The sequence below is a fragment of the Serratia grimesii NBRC 13537 genome (assembly GCF_001590905.1).
Lineage (GTDB): Bacteria > Pseudomonadota > Gammaproteobacteria > Enterobacterales > Enterobacteriaceae > Serratia > Serratia grimesii.
Genome location: NZ_BCTT01000007.1, coordinates 298,913 through 315,719, shown reverse-complemented (window position 1 = coordinate 315,719; position 16,807 = coordinate 298,913). Strand labels below are relative to the sequence as shown.

At 49.6% G+C, this 16,807-nt stretch carries 16 protein-coding genes; 5 read left to right on the top strand and 11 right to left on the bottom strand.

All coding sequences use genetic code 11. From position 1 onward, the window contains the following. From SGR01S_RS24350 to SGR01S_RS10800, 3 genes are all read left to right on the top strand, one after another. Positions 1 to 370 (top strand): hypothetical protein (locus tag SGR01S_RS24350; RefSeq protein ID WP_167348755.1); only part of this gene is annotated, 370 nt, incomplete at its 5' end. Continuing rightward, positions 360 to 1,187: a hypothetical protein gene (locus SGR01S_RS10805; protein WP_061807443.1), complete on the top strand. Its 828-nt coding sequence runs from the start codon at positions 360 to 362 to the stop codon at positions 1,185 to 1,187. The genes SGR01S_RS24350 and SGR01S_RS10805, both read left to right, overlap by 11 nt. Continuing rightward, the gene (locus SGR01S_RS10800; protein WP_061807442.1) at positions 1,187 to 1,912 is read left to right on the top strand and encodes a DUF6339 family protein; all 726 of its coding nucleotides are present in this window, start codon (positions 1,187 to 1,189) and stop codon (positions 1,910 to 1,912) included. Before SGR01S_RS10805 ends, SGR01S_RS10800 begins: the two co-directional genes overlap by 1 nt. 84 nt (positions 1,913 to 1,996) lie before the next feature. Here the strand turns inward: SGR01S_RS10800 and SGR01S_RS10795 are convergent, their stop codons facing one another. From SGR01S_RS10795 to SGR01S_RS10745, 11 genes are all read right to left on the bottom strand, one after another. Continuing rightward, positions 1,997 to 3,232, bottom strand: coding sequence for a type II restriction endonuclease (locus SGR01S_RS10795; RefSeq protein ID WP_061807441.1), 1,236 nt, complete (start codon positions 3,230 to 3,232; stop codon positions 1,997 to 1,999). Continuing rightward, positions 3,225 to 3,698: a very short patch repair endonuclease gene (locus tag SGR01S_RS10790; RefSeq protein WP_061807440.1), complete on the bottom strand. Its 474-nt coding sequence runs from the start codon at positions 3,696 to 3,698 to the stop codon at positions 3,225 to 3,227. The genes SGR01S_RS10795 and SGR01S_RS10790 overlap by 8 nt, the downstream gene beginning before the upstream one ends. 8 nt (positions 3,699 to 3,706) lie before the next feature. Next, positions 3,707 to 5,137, bottom strand: a complete 1,431-nt coding sequence (locus tag SGR01S_RS10785; RefSeq protein WP_061807439.1) for a DNA cytosine methyltransferase — start codon at positions 5,135 to 5,137, stop codon at positions 3,707 to 3,709. A gap of 175 nt (positions 5,138 to 5,312) precedes the next feature. Next, positions 5,313 to 5,639 (bottom strand): hypothetical protein, encoded by a 327-nt coding sequence (locus SGR01S_RS10780; RefSeq protein ID WP_061807438.1) that lies wholly within the window; start codon positions 5,637 to 5,639, stop codon positions 5,313 to 5,315. Positions 5,640 to 6,019: 380 nt separating this feature from the next. After that, positions 6,020 to 6,985: a GTPase gene (gene yjiA, locus SGR01S_RS10775; protein WP_061807437.1), complete on the bottom strand. Its 966-nt coding sequence runs from the start codon at positions 6,983 to 6,985 to the stop codon at positions 6,020 to 6,022. Between the two features lie 12 nt (positions 6,986 to 6,997). Next, positions 6,998 to 7,201 carry a YbdD/YjiX family protein gene (locus SGR01S_RS10770; RefSeq protein WP_004953088.1) on the bottom strand — a complete coding sequence of 68 codons (204 nt, stop codon included), beginning with the start codon at positions 7,199 to 7,201 and terminating at the stop codon, positions 6,998 to 7,000. Positions 7,202 to 7,520: 319 nt separating this feature from the next. Further along, complete coding sequence (locus SGR01S_RS10765; protein WP_037424412.1) at positions 7,521 to 9,701, bottom strand: carbon starvation CstA family protein; 2,181 nt, start codon at positions 9,699 to 9,701, stop codon at positions 7,521 to 7,523. Between the two features lie 360 nt (positions 9,702 to 10,061). Then, a complete protein-coding gene (locus tag SGR01S_RS10760) occupies positions 10,062 to 10,772 on the bottom strand; it encodes a trehalose-6-phosphate synthase (protein ID WP_061807436.1) in 711 nt (236 codons plus the stop codon). 64 nt (positions 10,773 to 10,836) lie between these two features. After that, positions 10,837 to 12,216 (bottom strand): glutamine synthetase family protein, encoded by a 1,380-nt coding sequence (locus tag SGR01S_RS10755; protein ID WP_061807435.1) that lies wholly within the window; start codon positions 12,214 to 12,216, stop codon positions 10,837 to 10,839. Between the two features lie 822 nt (positions 12,217 to 13,038). Further along, positions 13,039 to 14,115, bottom strand: coding sequence for a 7-bladed beta-propeller protein YncE (gene yncE / locus SGR01S_RS10750; RefSeq protein ID WP_061807434.1), 1,077 nt, complete (start codon positions 14,113 to 14,115; stop codon positions 13,039 to 13,041). A gap of 264 nt (positions 14,116 to 14,379) precedes the next feature. Beyond that, positions 14,380 to 15,198, bottom strand: a complete 819-nt coding sequence (locus tag SGR01S_RS10745) for an AraC family transcriptional regulator (RefSeq protein ID WP_172479770.1) — start codon at positions 15,196 to 15,198, stop codon at positions 14,380 to 14,382. A 116-nt stretch (positions 15,199 to 15,314) separates the two neighbouring features. On the opposite strand from SGR01S_RS10745, the gene SGR01S_RS10740 reads away from it, so the two are divergent. Next, positions 15,315 to 15,701 carry a hypothetical protein gene (locus tag SGR01S_RS10740; RefSeq protein WP_061807433.1) on the top strand — a complete coding sequence of 129 codons (387 nt, stop codon included), beginning with the start codon at positions 15,315 to 15,317 and terminating at the stop codon, positions 15,699 to 15,701. A 9-nt stretch (positions 15,702 to 15,710) separates the two neighbouring features. Next, positions 15,711 to 16,589, top strand: a complete 879-nt coding sequence (locus tag SGR01S_RS10735) for a helix-turn-helix domain-containing protein (protein ID WP_061807432.1) — start codon at positions 15,711 to 15,713, stop codon at positions 16,587 to 16,589. The last annotated feature ends 218 nt before the right edge of the window (positions 16,590 to 16,807 follow it).

The following is a 16,807-nucleotide window of genomic DNA, read 5'->3' as shown; positions in this document are numbered from 1 at the left end:
AAGTACAGGGACTAGATCTGAGAATGAAAAAAGAGGAAATAGTGCCCCTGTAAAAGTAAATTCCTTTAGATTCATACCAGTTATAGGTGGAGGTAACAAAAAATATCGGTTCTGGTTTAGCTCTAAAGAGGAGGGCTTAGCAACTATTCATCTTTTCGCAACAGGTATGCAGAATGATGTCGAATTGCACATTTTAAATATTACTCCCATCCAATCTGGTGATGGTTCTTATATAAAAAATGGAGGCATAGTATTAAATGTCGGAAAAGATAAGCGAACATGTCTTGAGTTAACACTGAGTGAAAATTATTTTGGTCCAATTGAAGTTAAACAATCTCAACTAGAAAAGGGTTTTGGAAATGAAAATTAAGGATAATACTATATTTCCTCACCCGGTTCTTCGTGAAGGTTCAGATGACTATGTCTCCGGTTTTTTTGATATGAATTTCGAAGTAGACGAAAATAATGGGAAGATTAATGCATCTTATGAACTTGAGGAGGATAATTTAACTGATCTTATTATCTCTGGCCACGCCAGTGTGGGGTTTTTTATAGTATGTCGTGCTACATCCTATACTGAATTGAAAATAATAAATAGTGACTTAAAATATCAGTCATTTAATTTTGAAAAAAGTTTCATTAGCGGAGCTGTAAGGTTGAGGCCAGTTATCTTTAGTAATAAAGAAATACAAGGATATTTACCTATTGGAATTAACGATGAGTTTCAGGGTATTAACTGGTCATTTAACCCGGGTGTGTTATTAGCCTTTTCTTCTGAAAAAGAGTTTGCTGCAGGTTATGCTAAACTTCAACCTACAGAGACGATTTTCGTCCTTGCTAATAATAAAGAATTAAAAGATGGGGAAGTAAAAGTTGGTTTGGAAGGTGATAAAGTTGAAATAATAATTAGTCCAGAAATGCATAAGAAACTTAATGAATTTCGTTCAAGTGATATAGGAAGAAGAGTTCTCCTAAGTAGTTTATATCAACCCGTTATAATGGAGGTTCTTAGTTTGGTGTCAAAAGGTGTAGATGACTATGAAGGTAAACACTGGTTTAAAATATTTAGTGATAAGTGTACTAACTTAGCAATAAATATAAATGATCCGAATTTATTTGAGGATAGTCAGAAAATCCTGCGTTTACCTTTGCTTCAATTAACATCGAGTAAGGAGCTCATCAAGTAATGGCTTATACTGACCTAATTATAATTTCACAGAAAATACATGATTATCTGTATGAAAATATTGAGAAAAACCTAGATAGATATATAAATGGGGATTTTTCTGATTTATATACTGAAAATGGATGGAATATTAATATCAGTTCCTTTAAAGTTAATATGGAACCCTTGAAATTTTTGGATTCAAGCTCAGACTTTGCTCATCTCGACATTAAAAACTCACGACTAGTCTGGCAGGCATTGCATTCTTTAACTCCGGCAATGGCATGCGATAGTCGTATTTGGACGAGAATCAGTCATGTCGAAGCATTATCGTTCAGTAGGCAACGATGGATTAAAAATAAAGTCTCTAAAGAAAATATTATCAGGGATATTAGAAAACACTTTTTCGCGAGAACATTAACACAATACCGTGATGATCATTCAATAGCACGCTTATGGTGGAGTATATGGTTCGCTAGAAAGGTTAATCGTCCAGACCCAGATAGTGTTTTGAATATTTTATTTTCAAAAGCAGATACCAGACAAAGCATCATTGAACGCCCTGGAATTAGCACTCGTGAACATTTGATTCGTGCTGTTTTTTATTATATATCTAAGTTTCCTAATATAAATGCAAAACAGTTTATGAAATCAATAAACTTTCATGGTTCAGGTATTGTTTTTGAGGTCTTAGATGATAGTGAACTTGAGAGTTTTCTTGATTCTTGTATGTTGATGGAAAAATGATTTGGAATTATTTAATTCTGATTGCAATGATTTTTTATGTTATGTTTTTTGGGCGATGCTATATCGCCCAAAAATATAATGATATTATTTTTGTGTTTCTTTTGTTTCATTAATAAATTCATCAATGCTTTTTATATAAAGCAAATGTGATGGCGAATATGTTGTTTGAATTTGTATAGGTACAATCAACTGCAATGATTTGCTTACCATTTCATTTAACTGCTGTTCACTTATGCTTGTTTGAATAGTTACTAAGTGTTTTTTTATAACTCTATCCCCTTCTGATAATACCTGTCGCCATCTATCTTTACATGTTGTTTTCGCCCCTAGTAGTCTAAGTTTTTCTTGAGGAAAATTATTGTCGTGATAGGCAGAAAAACTAGGGAATAAAAAGTCCGGTTTTGATTTATTCTCAGTAGTTAATTTAGATGTTCCTTGCTGAAAGTGTAATCCATTTGTAGTAAATAAAAAGTTAAGGTGGTTTTCAAAGGCTAAACCTACACGAGATTTTCTTCTATTTTGTACACTTAGAGAATACCCTATAAAATCATCTACATCATTTCCTTGAAAGCCAAATCCAGTGCTAAGCCTCTTGGATACTTCAAATCTTTCGTAAGTTCTGAAAAGTCGTTCCTCCTGCTCAAGCCATTGCATTAATGTTAAATCTGGGGCATTTATTGGGTCGCCGGGGATCTGGTTCCTAGCTAATATTGAGAATTCTTTTGATTTTGGGAAACCATCAGGAAATTTATGTAAAAGTAACTCCAGAAGGCTATCATCTTTGGTGGATTTATCCTCTAATTCTATACCTAAGTCTTCAAATAGTAATCTTATAGGTAGTGTTATTTCTTGTGATTCATTATTATTATATATAAATTGGTCTTTGACATTTTTTATACCAAATACTGAGCTGATCTGTTGCTCGATAGATGTGTCAGCAGGCGTTATTATGATAACTATGGTCCCATCATTTCTTTTTGAGATGAGTAAAAAATCGCCTTCTTTCATTAATGATGATACTAAGTTAGATTTATAATATAATCTTAATTCAGGGCCTCTCTCGGGTTTTTTATACCTAGTATCATACCAAGAAACTTTGGTTGCGCATGATATTGGTTCGCTATCATCACGCAATATATAGATCATAACACAGTCATAGTATATCTTTTCACCATCAACAGGAATGTCAAGATGCTTACTAAATCCAGCTTTAACCAAGCCTCCGATTTCATGTTGATTTGATTTATTAGATATTGCGTCAACAGCACTCAAATGTTTTGCAGCTGCGCCAGAAAAATAATCTGTAAGTTTATTAAACATATTTCTGATGTATCCCTAAAGTATTGATTTCAGCATGAGTACAACTTACACATAACCACTCTTCAATCCTTTCTGATAATGCGTTAGCTGAAAGCTTTAGCCGGCCTTTCAGAGAACACTCCCAGATGATCAGCTCGCGCCAGCCTTGTTCTGTTAGTAGTTGGGTAACGTCATTGTCCCGTCTGACATTTGAATCGATCTTTTTCAACCAAAATTCGGTTCTTGTTGCTGGAACTTTGAACAGGTAACAATCATGGTGATGCCAGAAGCAGCCGTGGACGAAAATTATGGCTTTATAGTCATCAATAACAAAGTCAGGTTTGCCTGGAAGATCAGAAACCTGAGTACGGTAAGTTATCCCGGCTTCATCCAGAACACGGGATAACAATTTCTCTATGGCTGTATTTTGATTACGTATTGCCCTCATGTTCTTGCTTCTGATTGAGGGGGAGTGTACGTCAGCCATAATTTACCTTATGCAGCTTCACTTTTGTCTTTTGAAACAGCTGAAACAATGTAAGGCTCCAGTAACTTAGCTACGGCTGCAAATGCCGGCACAATTACTGAGTTACCGAACTGCCGGTATGCCTGAGTGTCTGATACTGGGATGTAGAAGTCTGCTCCACCTGGAATCTCGAATCCCATAATTCGGGCACATTCTTTTGGTGTTAAACGGCGGGGTCGATTGGCTTGGTTTTCAGGATCTGAAAAATCTTTCTCGCCAAGCTCCATATCCCAGCCCCGATCAATCAAGATCTCAGAGCCATCTTTGTGGTAGCGGGCTGAAAGCGTTCTGGCAACACTTGATTCATTTTTCGGATCAACTAAACCAAAGCCAAAACCATTACCTTTTGCCTGGTGTTTTTTTGCATAGTTATAAAGATACTTCCACAGATGCTCTGTAAGAATATATTTTTGAGGAACATCCTTGAGCAGGAGTTCACCAAATGATGGTCTTTTTTTCGGGAAGAACTGACTCAAGTTTTTGAGTGAAAAATCACCATGAATATTCAAATCACGACGGAATCCAACCAATACGATGCGTTCGCGGTGCTGAGGTAAGAAATTTTTCCCATCGATGATTTTAGGATCGCCAGCGCCAGTAGCCTGAGCATCAGCAACTTCGTAACCCAATTCATCCAGTGTTTCCATGATAATTTTGAATGTCTTCCCTTTATCATGGCTCTTAAGGTTTTTGACGTTTTCGAGAAGGAAAATTGCCGGCTTTTTAGCAGCAATAATTCGAGCTACGTCAAAGAATAATGTTCCCTGGGTTTCACACTCAAAACCGTGAGCTCTCCCCAAAGAGTTCTTCTTTGATACACCTGCAAGGGAAAAAGGTTGGCATGGAAAACCTGCCAACAGAACATCATGATCAGGGATTTCTTTATCGATATTTTTATATGCTTCCTGAACGGAAATATCATCATTTTCGCTAAGGGTTATTTCGCGAATATCCGAATTGAACTTGTGATGTTCGGGATCACAGTACCAGTTAGCTTTATAGGTACGAACGGCTTCTTTGTTCCATTCGCTGGTAAACACGCATTGTCCACCAATCTCTTCGAACCCTTTACGAATACCGCCGATACCTGCAAACAGGTCGATAAAACGAAACTTATAGTTCGGATGAAACGGCGAAGGTTTTGGTAACATTGTTCGCAGGAATTCCACCTCTCTTTCTGTCAGAACCTTTTGCGGTGTTTTCCCTTTAAGCCAGCGATTGAGAGACTCTCGTGTCCATTCGCTGCTGCCACTGACTTCACGCAGAAGCTCAGCGATGGCTTTCTGATCGTAAATCCCCGCCAGTTTTTCGACGAGTGCCTTGTCTTCTTCCTGCTGGACTAACTGTTGTTGTTCTGCTTCGGCACGAAGATTTTTTGCACGCTCATGCAACTCTTGCATAATGACTCTTCCAAATTAGGAATGATTTAGTGATAGCCTATCACTCATTATACCCAGTTGAAAGATGTCTGGATAAATATCCAGTACAATGGCTGTAAATGAGTGGTTTGGACCTGATACAACAGGGCAGGTTGAAACCTGCCCTGTTGTTGATTGTTCGCATGAAGCCAGAACGTTACTTTATGACTTCGTGATATTCCATTTCTCTCAATGCCCGGCCATGTAGGTTACATAGTACTGGAAGCAGGTGCGCGGTTGCGCTCAGATAACTGTTTAGCTGCTCCGAGTCTAAGATATTGGACTGGGAGTTTGTCTGCAAAAGTTCATTGAAAAGCATCAATCCATTGCATAAGCCTTCAGTTTGTTCTGCTGACAATGCTGCCAGATCGAGAAGTTGTGATGGTGTTAATTCATGTAAATCAATTCGATTGAACAGCTCTCGATAGAGAGTCACGGTGTTTGTAACCATTTCTGACGCTATGTTTTGACTAGTATTTTCCATATCGGTCATTTCCATTGGGAGAGAAATACCGCTACCAGAAGAGACGCTAAACTCGGGGTGGTAGCTCGAGCGGCGTTAGCGTACCGGCCCCAACGGATCCCGGCCTTCCCGAAGGAAGCACCACCCGAGCCACCATTGTTTGGGTGCGCATCGGCATGCCCGAATTTATATCATATTCGGACAGGGTTGGGGGATTCGGAACGCTAACTCCGGCTGCGGATTGTGCCGCAGCCAACAGACTATAGCGCTGGCAGGAAGGCTAAAAAACAGAATGTATAGAATTACAGGTAGGTTACTGTAAGGTCTGGAATGTGGCTCGAAATTATCACGTTCGGCGGCCATTGTTATCATCGCCAATGGCCCTTGCGGATTACCTAAAACTATTTATCCAATGCCGTAAACCTCGCCCGAATCACTTCTTCCGGCAAATCCACGCCAATAAATACCAGCGTACTGCGGCGTTCTTCGTCGGCCAGCCACTCGCGGTCCCAGTCGGCGTTATACAGCCGTTGTACGCCCTGGAATAACAGCCGGCGCGGCTCGTCCTTGATCGACAAAATTCCCTTATAGCGCAGCAGGCTGTCGGCGTATTCCAATAACAGGCCTTCCATCACTTCGGAAATCTGCATCAGCTCAAGCGGTTGGTCGTGATACACCACAATCGAGCCAATGTTGTTTTGTGCCTGCGGAATACGGCGGAACAGCGGGGTAGGCGGCGTCAGGGTCAGCTTGTCGTTCAGCACAAAGCCTTCGATGTCGAATAGCACGCCCAGATCGATATCGCCGTGCGTCACTTTATACACCGGTGCGCGGGCGTTCATCTGTTGCAGCCGTTGGATCAGCGCTTCGCAGTCCGGTGCCACGTCGGTTTTGGTCAGCAGAATGCGGTCGGCGTAGCCCACCTGCGCCTGCGCGATGCTGAACTGGTTCAGTTGTTGATCGGCATGTGCGGCGTCCACCAGGGTGATGATGCCGTCCAGCAGGAAGCGTTCGCAGAGGATCTCGTGCGAGAAAAAGGTCTGGGTGATCGGGCCGGGATCGGCCATACCGGTGCATTCAATGATCAGCCGGTCGAACTCCAGTTGGCCCTGGTCCACACCGTCCAGCAAGTCCAGCAGTGCGTCTGCCAGCTCATTGGATTTGCTGCAGCAGATGCAGCCGTTGCTCAGGGTAGTGATGCGGCTGGCACGCTCGCCAATCAATGCGTTGTCGATCGGCACTTCACCGAACTCGTTTTCGATTACCGCAATCTTGTAGCCGTGTTCGGCGTTCAGAATATGGCGTAGCAGGGTAGTTTTACCGGCACCCAAAAAGCCGGTCAGAATGGTGACTGCGATGGGTTTCATTACGGGTCCTTGTTAACAACAGCGCATACCGCCTTTGCCGTCTCCACCATAGCGGGCTTGCTGGCGTTCGCGGAAAAACTCTTTATAGGTCATCACCGGCTTGTCCGGGTGGTTGTCTTTCATATGCTGTACGTAGGTATCGTAGTCAGGCACGCCCACTAACATGCGCGCTGCCTGCCCGAGATATTTCCCCGCCTGGCCGAGATTTCCGAACATCGCCTTCCCCTCGTTGATGAAAATACCCTGCATATATACCCGTCATACTTGAAGCTGCCGCTTTGTTGGCTACGCCGACTCACCTCGGTCACATAGTGGACTATGCTCCCGGGGACTCGCAGGTTTGCCACTGCGATACAACTCCACGTATGTGGGTATAGATCTCATTATATCCAATAGATTTCAAGTTGCAGGTAGGCGGCAACTGAGCGAAACCCCAGAAGCTTGGTCTACCAAGTGACTGGGGTGAGCGAAGGCAGCCAACACCCCTGAGACTTGAAAGATGAAGGATATATGCAGGGTATCCGTTAAATCACCCTCAGTGCTGCGGTGAAACCTTGACGTCTCCTTCAGTTATGCCCTTGGCAGGCGTTTCTTCAGGCACCGGCACGTATGGCGTTTCCTGGTCAGTGCGGTTCGGGTTTTTGTGCGCCGCCATGGCAGTTTTCACCCCGTAGAAGATGATGCTGTACACCACCAGCAGGAACAGAATGCTCAGCCCGGCGTTGGTGTAGTTGTTCACCACGATATGGTTCATGTTAGCCACTTGCTGAGCGGTCAGCTCGGCACCACCTTCGGCGATTTTGCGCTTGTACTCACCGGCCTGGAAGAAGAAGCCTTCCAGTTGCGGGTTGTCACTGAACAGCTTCAGACCCAGCGCATAGGTGGTACAAATCAGCAGCCACACCGCCGGTAGCACGGTGACCCAAATGTACTTGGTGCGTTTCATCTTAATCAGCACCACGGTACCCAGCACCAAGGCTACAGCAGCCAACATCTGGTTGGAGATGCCGAACAGCGGCCACAGGCTCTTCACGCCACCGAGCGGATCGACCACCCCTTGATACAGCAGGTAACCCCATAGACCGACGCAGCCTGCGGTGCCGACAATACCGGCAACCAGCGAGTCGGTTTTTTTCAGGAACGGTGCAAAGTTGCCCAGCAAGTCCTGCAACATAAAGCGGCCGGAACGGGTACCTGCGTCCAGTGCGGTCAGGATGAACAGTGCTTCAAACAAAATACCGAAGTGGTACCAGAAGCCCATATTGGCACCAGGAATGATCTGGTGGAACACGTGGGCAATACCCACCGCCAACGTAGGCGCACCACCGGCGCGGTTCAGCACTGAAGGTTCACCGATATCTTTAGCGGTTTGCAGGATCTGTTCCGGACTGATGACAAAGCCCCAGGAACTGACGGTCGCTGCCGCATGGGCAGTCACATCACGCAGTGACGCCATGATCATCGGTGCGTCTTCGGTCCCCAAACGGTGCAGGTCTGGCATGGTGATGCCCAGTGCTGCTGGTGGGGTGTTCATGGCGAAGTACAGGCCAGGTTCGATGATGGACGCCGCAACCAGCGCCATGATGGCAACGAAGGACTCCATCAGCATCGCGCCGTAACCGATAAAGCGTGCGTCTTTCTCATTGGCCAACAGCTTCGGCGTGGTGCCGGAAGCGATCAGCGCATGGAAGCCGGACACTGCGCCACAGGCGATGGTAATGAACAGGAACGGGAACACCGAACCCTTCCACACCGGGCCGGTACCGTCGATAAACTGGGTCACCGCTGGCATTTTCAGTTCAGGGTTGAGGATTACGATGCCAATCGCCAGCCCGACGATCACACCAATTTTCAGGAAGGTCGCCAGATAGTCGCGTGGTGCCAGGATCAGCCACACAGGCAGCAGGGCGGAAACGAACGCATAACCAATCAGCGTAAAGGTGATGGTAGTGTCTTTAAAGGTCAGTGCCGGGCCCCAGTAAGGGTCGTGGGCAATTACGCCACCGAACCAGATGGACGCCACCAGCAGCACGATACCAATGACCGACACTTCACCCACCCGGCCAGGGCGCAGGAAGCGCATATAAATGCCCATAAACAGGGCGATCGGCACGGTGGCACAGACGGTGAACACGCCCCACGGGCTTTCCGCCAGTGCTTTCACCACGATCAGGGCCAGCACCGCCAGGATGATGATCATGATCAGGAAGCAGCCAAACAGCGCGATAGTGCCCGGCACGGGGCCCATTTCCTTTTTGATGATCTCACCGAGCGATGCGCCGTTGCGGCGTGAGGAGATGAACAGCACCATAAAGTCCTGCACTGCCCCCGCCAACACCACGCCACCCAGCAGCCACAATGTACCAGGCAGGTAACCGACCTGCGCAGCCAACACCGGGCCGACGAGCGGGCCTGCGCCGGCAATGGCAGCAAAGTGGTGGCCGAACAGCACGTTCTTGTTGGTCGGCACGTAGTTAAGGCCGTCGTTGTTAACCACCGCCGGGGTCGCGCGGAAGGCATCCAGCTTCATCACCTTGGTGGCGATGTACAGGCTGTAATAACGGTATGCCACCAGATACACCGCCACCGAGGCGACGATGATCCACAGGGCGCTGATGTTCTCGCCGCGGCGTAGTGCCACTACGCCCAGGCAGGAAGCGCCCAGTATTCCCAGCAGCATCCAGGGTATGTGTTTTAAAATCCCCTCTCGGTTCATTGAGATGTCCTTAGTTCAAATCTGCAAAAAATGAGTGAGTTAATCCGCTTATAAGATGTTTCAGGCACACGGCCTGGGTGCGGATAACGGTCGGGTATGAACTCTAAATAATTCGAGTGGCATTGGGGCGGCAAGGGCACGAAGCCCGATGAGCTTACATAAGTAAGTGATTCGGGTGAACAGCCGTAGCCAACAACGATGCAACTTGAAGTATGACGAGTTTAGGAACAGCTCATCATTGCGCCTTGGGATAGGGGAAGACATCTGAATTTCAGTCAGCGGTGCTATAGGGGAGCTAAGCGGTCAAAAAACAGGGGTGAACGGTTGGACGCTGTGCGGCAACGCCAACCGGGCAGCGAATCAGTAGATCTTGCGGGTGTTGATCCCCGCCGGGAAGATGCCGGCGGTAAAGATATGACCGTTAACCTGCAACTGGTCGTCGGACAGCATTTCCACCGGGTATTCGTTGGCCAGATAGTTGAGGAAGTTATTGCGATCATCAAGTGTCTGAAAGCCGATCAGGTCGTAGAAAAGCAGCGACTCGATTAACCCCAGGTGATCGGGGATCTGCCGCAGCAGTGCCGGCGATGGGAACGGCAAATGGAAAAAGAACGCGCAAGGGTTCATCAACCCTTGCTCCTTCAACGCCTGGCCGCAGGGCAGCAGTTGGTAATCATCAATGCAGATGATGTCGTTCGGGCACACATATTCGCAGGCGATATTAGCGAAATGTTGGTTGAGCTGCCGATAAGCCTGGTAGTTCTCCGGCGTGAAGTGCGCTTTCTCTGGGTGGTTATGGAACACCGGCCACAGGCCATCGTGATAGTAGCCCTGATAGTGGAAGTGAAACTCCTCGGTCGACAACGGGAAGGTTACTTGTTCATAGCCGCTGCGATGCTGATAACTGACCGGACGGAGCGTTGCCGCGCCAAAATTTTGCACGTCGCCGTTCCAGCCCAGCCACAGACCTTGATCGTCATCACTCGTGGTACCGGACGATAAGGCCTGCGAGGCGCAGGCCAGATCCTTGCTGTCACACTGCTTATTCGAGATCAAAACCAAACGAGACATGTTTTGTTCCTTGTTCAATTATGGGGCGAATATATTCGCCCCAACATACAGAACGCCGGCGGCGTTAAAGCATCCATCTGACTTCCGCTGCGGTGACTTGCCCTTCAAAGCGGTGCAGTTCTGCGGTCTTACAGGTATGCCACAACGCAGTAAATGCCGGGCCGAGGTTCTCGCGCAGCGCCGGACATTGGCGGAAGAGCGTTAATGCCTCCTGTTGGCTGAGCGGCAGCATTGCCGCGTCATCATTTTCGTCACCGTTACCGCAGGCTGGCGGGGGCAGTGGCAGAGCATGTTCCAGCCCGTACAGCATGCCGCTCAGCATCACCGCCACCGCCAGATAAGGGTTGGCGTCGGCACCTGCCAGCCGGTATTCGATGCGCTGGTTGGCGCTATCGGCACAGGGCAGGCGCAGCGCTACCGTGCGGTTGTTGTGTCCCCAGGAGGTGCGTAATGGCACATGCATGCCTGGGCGGAAGCGGCGAAATGCGTTGATATTTGGCGCGAGTATTGCCATCGACGCCGGCATTAGCGCCAGCATCCCGGCCATCACCTGTGTCATGGTAGTGCTCAGTTCACCCGGTGTGCACGCCAGTAGGTTGTTGCCCTGTTCATCCTGCAAACTGATATGAAAATGCAAACCGCTGCCGGCTGCCTGCGCGCAAGGTTTTGCCATGAAGCAGGCGTGCTGCTGGTGTTTCTCTGCTATCTGGCGGGTAAGGCGCTTCAATGCCAGTACCTGGTCACAGGCCTCTAACACCCGTGCGCTGTGGTGCAGGTTTAGCTCATACTGGCCGGAGGCCGCTTCGGCCACCACGCCGGTCAGCGGCAGCGCTTGTAACCGGGCCTGATGTTCGATGTCATTGAGCAGCGCATGGTGGCGTTCTGGGGCATCGACAGAAAAACTCTGCGTTGGGTGCTGGCTGGTGTCGGCGGGTTGTTGTAGCGGGTCATGCAGATAAAACTCCAGCTCTGCGGCTACCACGGGGTAATAACCTTTGGCCTGCAGGCGTTTGAGTACCTGTTGCAGTACCACTCGCGGCTCCAGTTCACAGGCGTCACCGTCGGTGTTTTTCATCGTTAGCAGCAGTTGTGCATGGTGTTGTGGGTCACGGGCACACGGCCGCAATGTACCCTGCACCGGTAGACACAGCCGGTCGGGTTCCCCCGCTTGTTGGCCCAGTCCGCTTTCTTCGATCACCCGGCCGTTAAGATCCATCGCGTAGATCGACAGTGGGAAATAACAGCCCTTATCCAGCGCGAACAGCTCGGCAACGGGTAACCGCTTGCCGCGGAGTTGGCCGTTCAGATCGTTAAGATAAATATCGACGTGTTCGGTGTCCGGATAACGCTGTAAATACTGCTCTACTTCTTTGCGGAATGAGCGTGTCTGTGAAGCAGGTATATCCGACAGCATCGGGTTGAAGCCAATAATATTAGAATACATCGCGGCCCCCGAATTTAATAAAAACAGAGGGGGAAATAATAAATAATGTAGGGGATAAACACATGAGGCATCCGTCTCGTGAGGCCATATTGGCGATGTAATGATGTTATCTGCGCCCCTAAAAACTGTCTGTAAAAACGCCGTAACTTTATTTCCGCTCAGAATAAAAAAGCTGTAAATAATGCGTATTGATCTGATGGCTGAATAATAAATGGCTGCATATCCTGCTGAATAACCCGTTATTCAGGAGAGAAAACTATGCTCAGGGGATTTATTTTGATTTCTGCCGCCGTTATGGCATTCAGTGCAGGTGCGTCGTCCGAAGCGCCCTGGGCCAGTGGCGATGTAGACGACCCGCCCGACAACGGTGACGCCGCAAGGGTATCTGCGTAGCAGACAGAGGGTCTTAAGCGAAGGCGGAGGGAGGGGCCGCGCCTTAGGCCCCTCCAATTGCCGGACATTGTTCTTACAGATAATTGCCCTACGTTTATGGCAATTCCCCTTACACGCAACTAACAGACACCAACGAAATAATCTATCAGGCCGGCATTAGGGAAAGAGCTATGCCTTTACCAGCGTGCCACCAAAAAAGCGGTGAGCCAGGATGCCGACGGGCTGGTGGGTAAGGTACAGCCGCCATTCAGGGTTCAGGATGAATGAGGGATAATCGATTAGGGGCCTTCGTGGTAGGGGCGCTGCATGCTGCGCCCTATTGTATAACCAATGGGTTAGCTCGGGTCGAGTATGTTCGACCCCACTGGTTTAAGCCATCACACCGGTTTTTCAGCCGTCTGAGGGGCGCCGTAGCGCCCCTTGTCGGTGTTATTTCAAAGCGATACGGATCACGTCATCCGGCGCCGTGGCTTCTTTCTCACGGCTGGAAGCCTGCTTAACGCTGACGTACAACGTTTGGCCATCCGGTGACAGCGCCAGGCTGTTCGGGTGGGTTGGCGTTTTGATCGTCTGCAACAGCTTGTAGTTCTTGGCGTCAATCACACTGACTTCACCCGCCTGGCGATGGGTCACGTAGACTTCATTGCGCGCCGGGTTGAACAGTACTGCCAGGGATTCTGGCACGTCGATTTTGCTCAGAATGTTGCCGTCGCGGGTATCGACAACCAACACCTGTGCCTGCTTGGAGTCGGTGATAAAGGCGCGGTGCGTGGCTGGATCCAGGCTGATGTTCAGGAAGAAGTGCTCTTTGGATTCATCGAGTTTCTTGCGGCTGACAACCTTGTTGGTTTTGGTGTCGATAGTCACCAGTTCGCCGTCGGCGTTGGTCACGTACAGGCGGCTTGCAGCAGCGTCCAGTGCCAGACCGGTACCGTACTTACCGGTTTCGGTGATGGTGGTGCGCAGCGCCAGGTCTTTACCGTCCACAACCCACACCACGCTGGATTCACCCAGCCCAGTGATATACAGGGTATCGGTGGTGGCATCAGCGACCAGCTCACGTGGCGCCAAGGGTTTTACCGTCTCGGAGCGTTTACGGGCATCCAGTACCAGGCGGCTTTTCACTTCACCGGTTTTGCCGTCGATGGCGGTCACCGAATTATTGACGGTGTTGCCGAAGAACAGCGTGTCGGTTTTGCTGTTAATGGCTGCGCCGAACGGTTTGATATCGTTGTGAATGATCTGGGTGATATCCAGTGTCTGTGGATCCAAACGGTACACCACGCCGCCTTTATCCAGCTTACGGCTTTGCGACGTGGCCAGATACAGCGCGTTCTCGCCCTGGCTGTACACCATTTCATAAGCGCCTTTGCCGACCGGTTTACGCAGCAGTTCTGGCTCACCCTGCGCAAACAGCGGAGCGGAAAACAGCATTGAAGTGAGTAGTATCAGTGGGAAAGCTGTGCGCCCGCCGAAACGACGGTTGCGAGTTGTTGCAGAGTTCATAACCTCTCCATGGAGTTAAAAAGCCTATCGTCACAGAGCCGTTGCTCTGGGACCAAGAAAGCTCATCATCGAATTGAAGGTAAAGTCCTGCCGGTCACGTCGTGGCGCACCGGGTCTTTATGTTTGCGAATAGTAATCATTATTTATTGAGAATGGGAGTTATTTCAGTGTGAGGTGGAGTGAAACTCACAGTGTGGAGAGAGGATAAGGGATGTTGGCAAGGCCCGAATGGCTCGGGCACCTCAATCGCTGTACTGCTGTGGATTACATGACGATCCCGACTCCTTGCGCCCGATCCGCTGCATTTTTCTCCGCCAAATAACGCGCCGGTGGCTTGCCTACCGCTTTGCGGAACATGGTGACAAAACCACTGGCGCTCTCATAGCCAAGATCCAGCGCTACCCGCTGTACGCTGTCGCCCTTGGTCAGACGTTGTAGCGCCAGCACCACGTGCAATTGTCGTCGCCAGTGGCCAAAGCTCATGCCCATTTGCTGTTGTAGAGTCCGGTTGAGGGAACGTTCGCTCATGCCGATACGTTGCGCCCATTGGCTGAGGGTTGCCTTATCCGCTGGATTAGCCAGCAGGCGTTCGGTTAACTGGCGGATACGTGCGTCATGGGAAACCGGCAGGTGCAGGTTCTCAACCGGCGCGCTGACCAACTGATCCAGCAAGACGCTGGTCAAACGCCCTTCAGGCCCCTGTTCGTCGTACAGCGGATCGAACCCGCTGGCCTGCAACAGCAGTTCGCGCAGGAGTGGAGACACCGCCAATGTGCAGCAATGTTCGGGTAAGCCGGCGATAGCATCCTGATCGACAAACAGACAGTAGCACTCGCTGGCGCCGGCCCCTTGCGCGTTATGCAGCACATTGCTGGGCATCCATAACGCGCACTGCGGGGGCACCAACCAAAGGCCGTTTTCCACCTCGCAGCGGATCATGCCGCGCACCGTATAAATCAACTGTGCCTTGCGGTGCCGGTGATGGGTTATCTCCCAATCGCTGTTAATGGTGGAACCCTGGACGGCAAAAATGGCCCGTGGCACCTGATCAATGTCAAAACGCGGTGTGGTGATGAAGGTCATGAGAATAATTCTCAATTTGGCGTAATTGAAAAACATTATGTCCTGATTGTGCAATGTGGTCTAGCACCGCGATCGATACAGTAAGCGCTCGTTTTAGCACTCCCAGGAGACATCGCATGTCATTAGACTCCGCCACCTTCCCGCTGGTGTGGATGCGTCAGCCCACGGCAGAGCAACCGCACGACACCGCCGCCGAATTTGCCGAATTCAGCCGCTTATTGCAGCGCGAGCAGCCCTTTGTGCTGTTGTGCGACCGGCGGATGGATGACGACGGTAAGCATGATCGTGATGAGCGCACTCAAATCGCACTCTGGAAACGTGATCACCGTGAAGCGCTTGCGCGCTGGGTGAAGGGCATGGTGTTGATTGAGCCGGATGACGTGCGGCGGCAGGCCGCAGAGGCATTTGTCGATTTTGCCAGCCGATTCTGGGGTTATCCGGTTCAGGTGGTCGCCAGCGAACGCCAGGCTCATGAACTGGCGCAACGTTTGCTGGTGCAATAAGGGGGAGCGATGTATCAACAACAGGTAATTACGGCACTGCTGGACTGGATCGAGCAAAACCTTGAACAGCCATTGTCACTGGACGACATTGCCACCAAGTCGGGCTATTCCAAATGGCACCTACAGCGGTTGTTCAAACAGTTGACCGGCCACGTACTGGGGACTTATGCACGACGCAGAAGGTTGACCGCGGCGGCCCGTGAGCTGCGGCTTACCAGTGCCGGTGTTGCTTTTATCGCGGATAAATACCAGTTTGATTCCCAGCAGACCTTCACCCGCTGTTTTAAAAAACAGTTCGGCATGCCGCCGGCCGGTTATCGGCGCAGTGCGGATTGGTCAGGTCAAGGTATGCAGCCGCCATTGCGGTTAACGGATGAGCCACTGCCGCAAGCGGACATCATCACGCTGCCGGCAATGCAGCTGGTGGGGCGTACCCAGCACCGCAGTTGTACGTTGGGGCAACTCCTGCAGTCGAAAAATGCGCTGCGCCAGCATGCCTGGCGCCAGATGTTGCCGATGGAAACCGAGGTGCCGACGGTCGTGTATGGTCTCACCAGCCTGGAGGCTGACAGCCGGCAGCGCAGTGGGCAGCGCATGGCTTATACCCTGGCACTGGCGGACGATCGGGTTGATGGGGAACAGGTGCTGATTGAACAGGGGGATTACGCCAGTTTTGCCTATCAGGGACAGGTTGAAGAGTTACAAAACTTTATCGCCCGTTTGTATGACACGGCGATACCGATGATGAAAGCGATACGGCGACCGGGTCAGGATATCGAACGTTTTTATTCCATGCCGGGCGGCGTTTGCAGCGTAGATGGCGCGGCGATCCGCTGCGAATATCTGATTCCCATTCGTCGCATGTCACCGCCAACTGCCGCACTTTAGCGGCGGTTTTCACAGAAATTCCTCTTCGTGCTGCACCAGGTTACAAAAAAGTTCGATATTGCGCCGGTAATGTTTCACACTTAGGTTGATGTGCACATATAATGCGCATCCGGTCATATACCCTATGCCTTTCAAGCTGCAGCGTTGTTGGCTGTGTGCGTCCACCTCGTCCACTTACCTGAGTAAGCGCCCGAGTATTCGCGCATTGGCTGCCGAGC

What these genes read in the sequence shown, in the direction of transcription:
- SGR01S_RS10805 (WP_061807443.1), top strand. Translation starts at nt 360, where the DNA reads ATGAAAATTAAGGATAATACTATATTTCCTCACCCGGTTCTTCGTGAA.
- SGR01S_RS10800 (WP_061807442.1), top strand. Translation starts at nt 1,187, where the DNA reads ATGGCTTATACTGACCTAATTATAATTTCACAGAAAATACATGATTAT.
- SGR01S_RS10795 (WP_061807441.1), bottom strand. Translation starts at nt 3,232, where the DNA reads ATGTTTAATAAACTTACAGATTATTTTTCTGGCGCAGCTGCAAAACAT.
- SGR01S_RS10790 (WP_061807440.1), bottom strand. Translation starts at nt 3,698, where the DNA reads ATGGCTGACGTACACTCCCCCTCAATCAGAAGCAAGAACATGAGGGCA.
- SGR01S_RS10785 (WP_061807439.1), bottom strand. Translation starts at nt 5,137, where the DNA reads ATGCAAGAGTTGCATGAGCGTGCAAAAAATCTTCGTGCCGAAGCAGAA.
- SGR01S_RS10780 (WP_061807438.1), bottom strand. Translation starts at nt 5,639, where the DNA reads ATGGAAAATACTAGTCAAAACATAGCGTCAGAAATGGTTACAAACACC.
- yjiA (WP_061807437.1), bottom strand. Translation starts at nt 6,985, where the DNA reads ATGAAACCCATCGCAGTCACCATTCTGACCGGCTTTTTGGGTGCCGGT.
- SGR01S_RS10770 (WP_004953088.1), bottom strand. Translation starts at nt 7,201, where the DNA reads ATGTTCGGAAATCTCGGCCAGGCGGGGAAATATCTCGGGCAGGCAGCG.
- SGR01S_RS10765 (WP_037424412.1), bottom strand. Translation starts at nt 9,701, where the DNA reads ATGAACCGAGAGGGGATTTTAAAACACATACCCTGGATGCTGCTGGGA.
- SGR01S_RS10760 (WP_061807436.1), bottom strand. Translation starts at nt 10,772, where the DNA reads ATGTCTCGTTTGGTTTTGATCTCGAATAAGCAGTGTGACAGCAAGGAT.
- SGR01S_RS10755 (WP_061807435.1), bottom strand. Translation starts at nt 12,216, where the DNA reads ATGTATTCTAATATTATTGGCTTCAACCCGATGCTGTCGGATATACCT.
- yncE (WP_061807434.1), bottom strand. Translation starts at nt 14,115, where the DNA reads ATGAACTCTGCAACAACTCGCAACCGTCGTTTCGGCGGGCGCACAGCT.
- SGR01S_RS10745 (WP_172479770.1), bottom strand. Translation starts at nt 15,198, where the DNA reads ATGACCTTCATCACCACACCGCGTTTTGACATTGATCAGGTGCCACGG.
- SGR01S_RS10740 (WP_061807433.1), top strand. Translation starts at nt 15,315, where the DNA reads ATGTCATTAGACTCCGCCACCTTCCCGCTGGTGTGGATGCGTCAGCCC.
- SGR01S_RS10735 (WP_061807432.1), top strand. Translation starts at nt 15,711, where the DNA reads ATGTATCAACAACAGGTAATTACGGCACTGCTGGACTGGATCGAGCAA.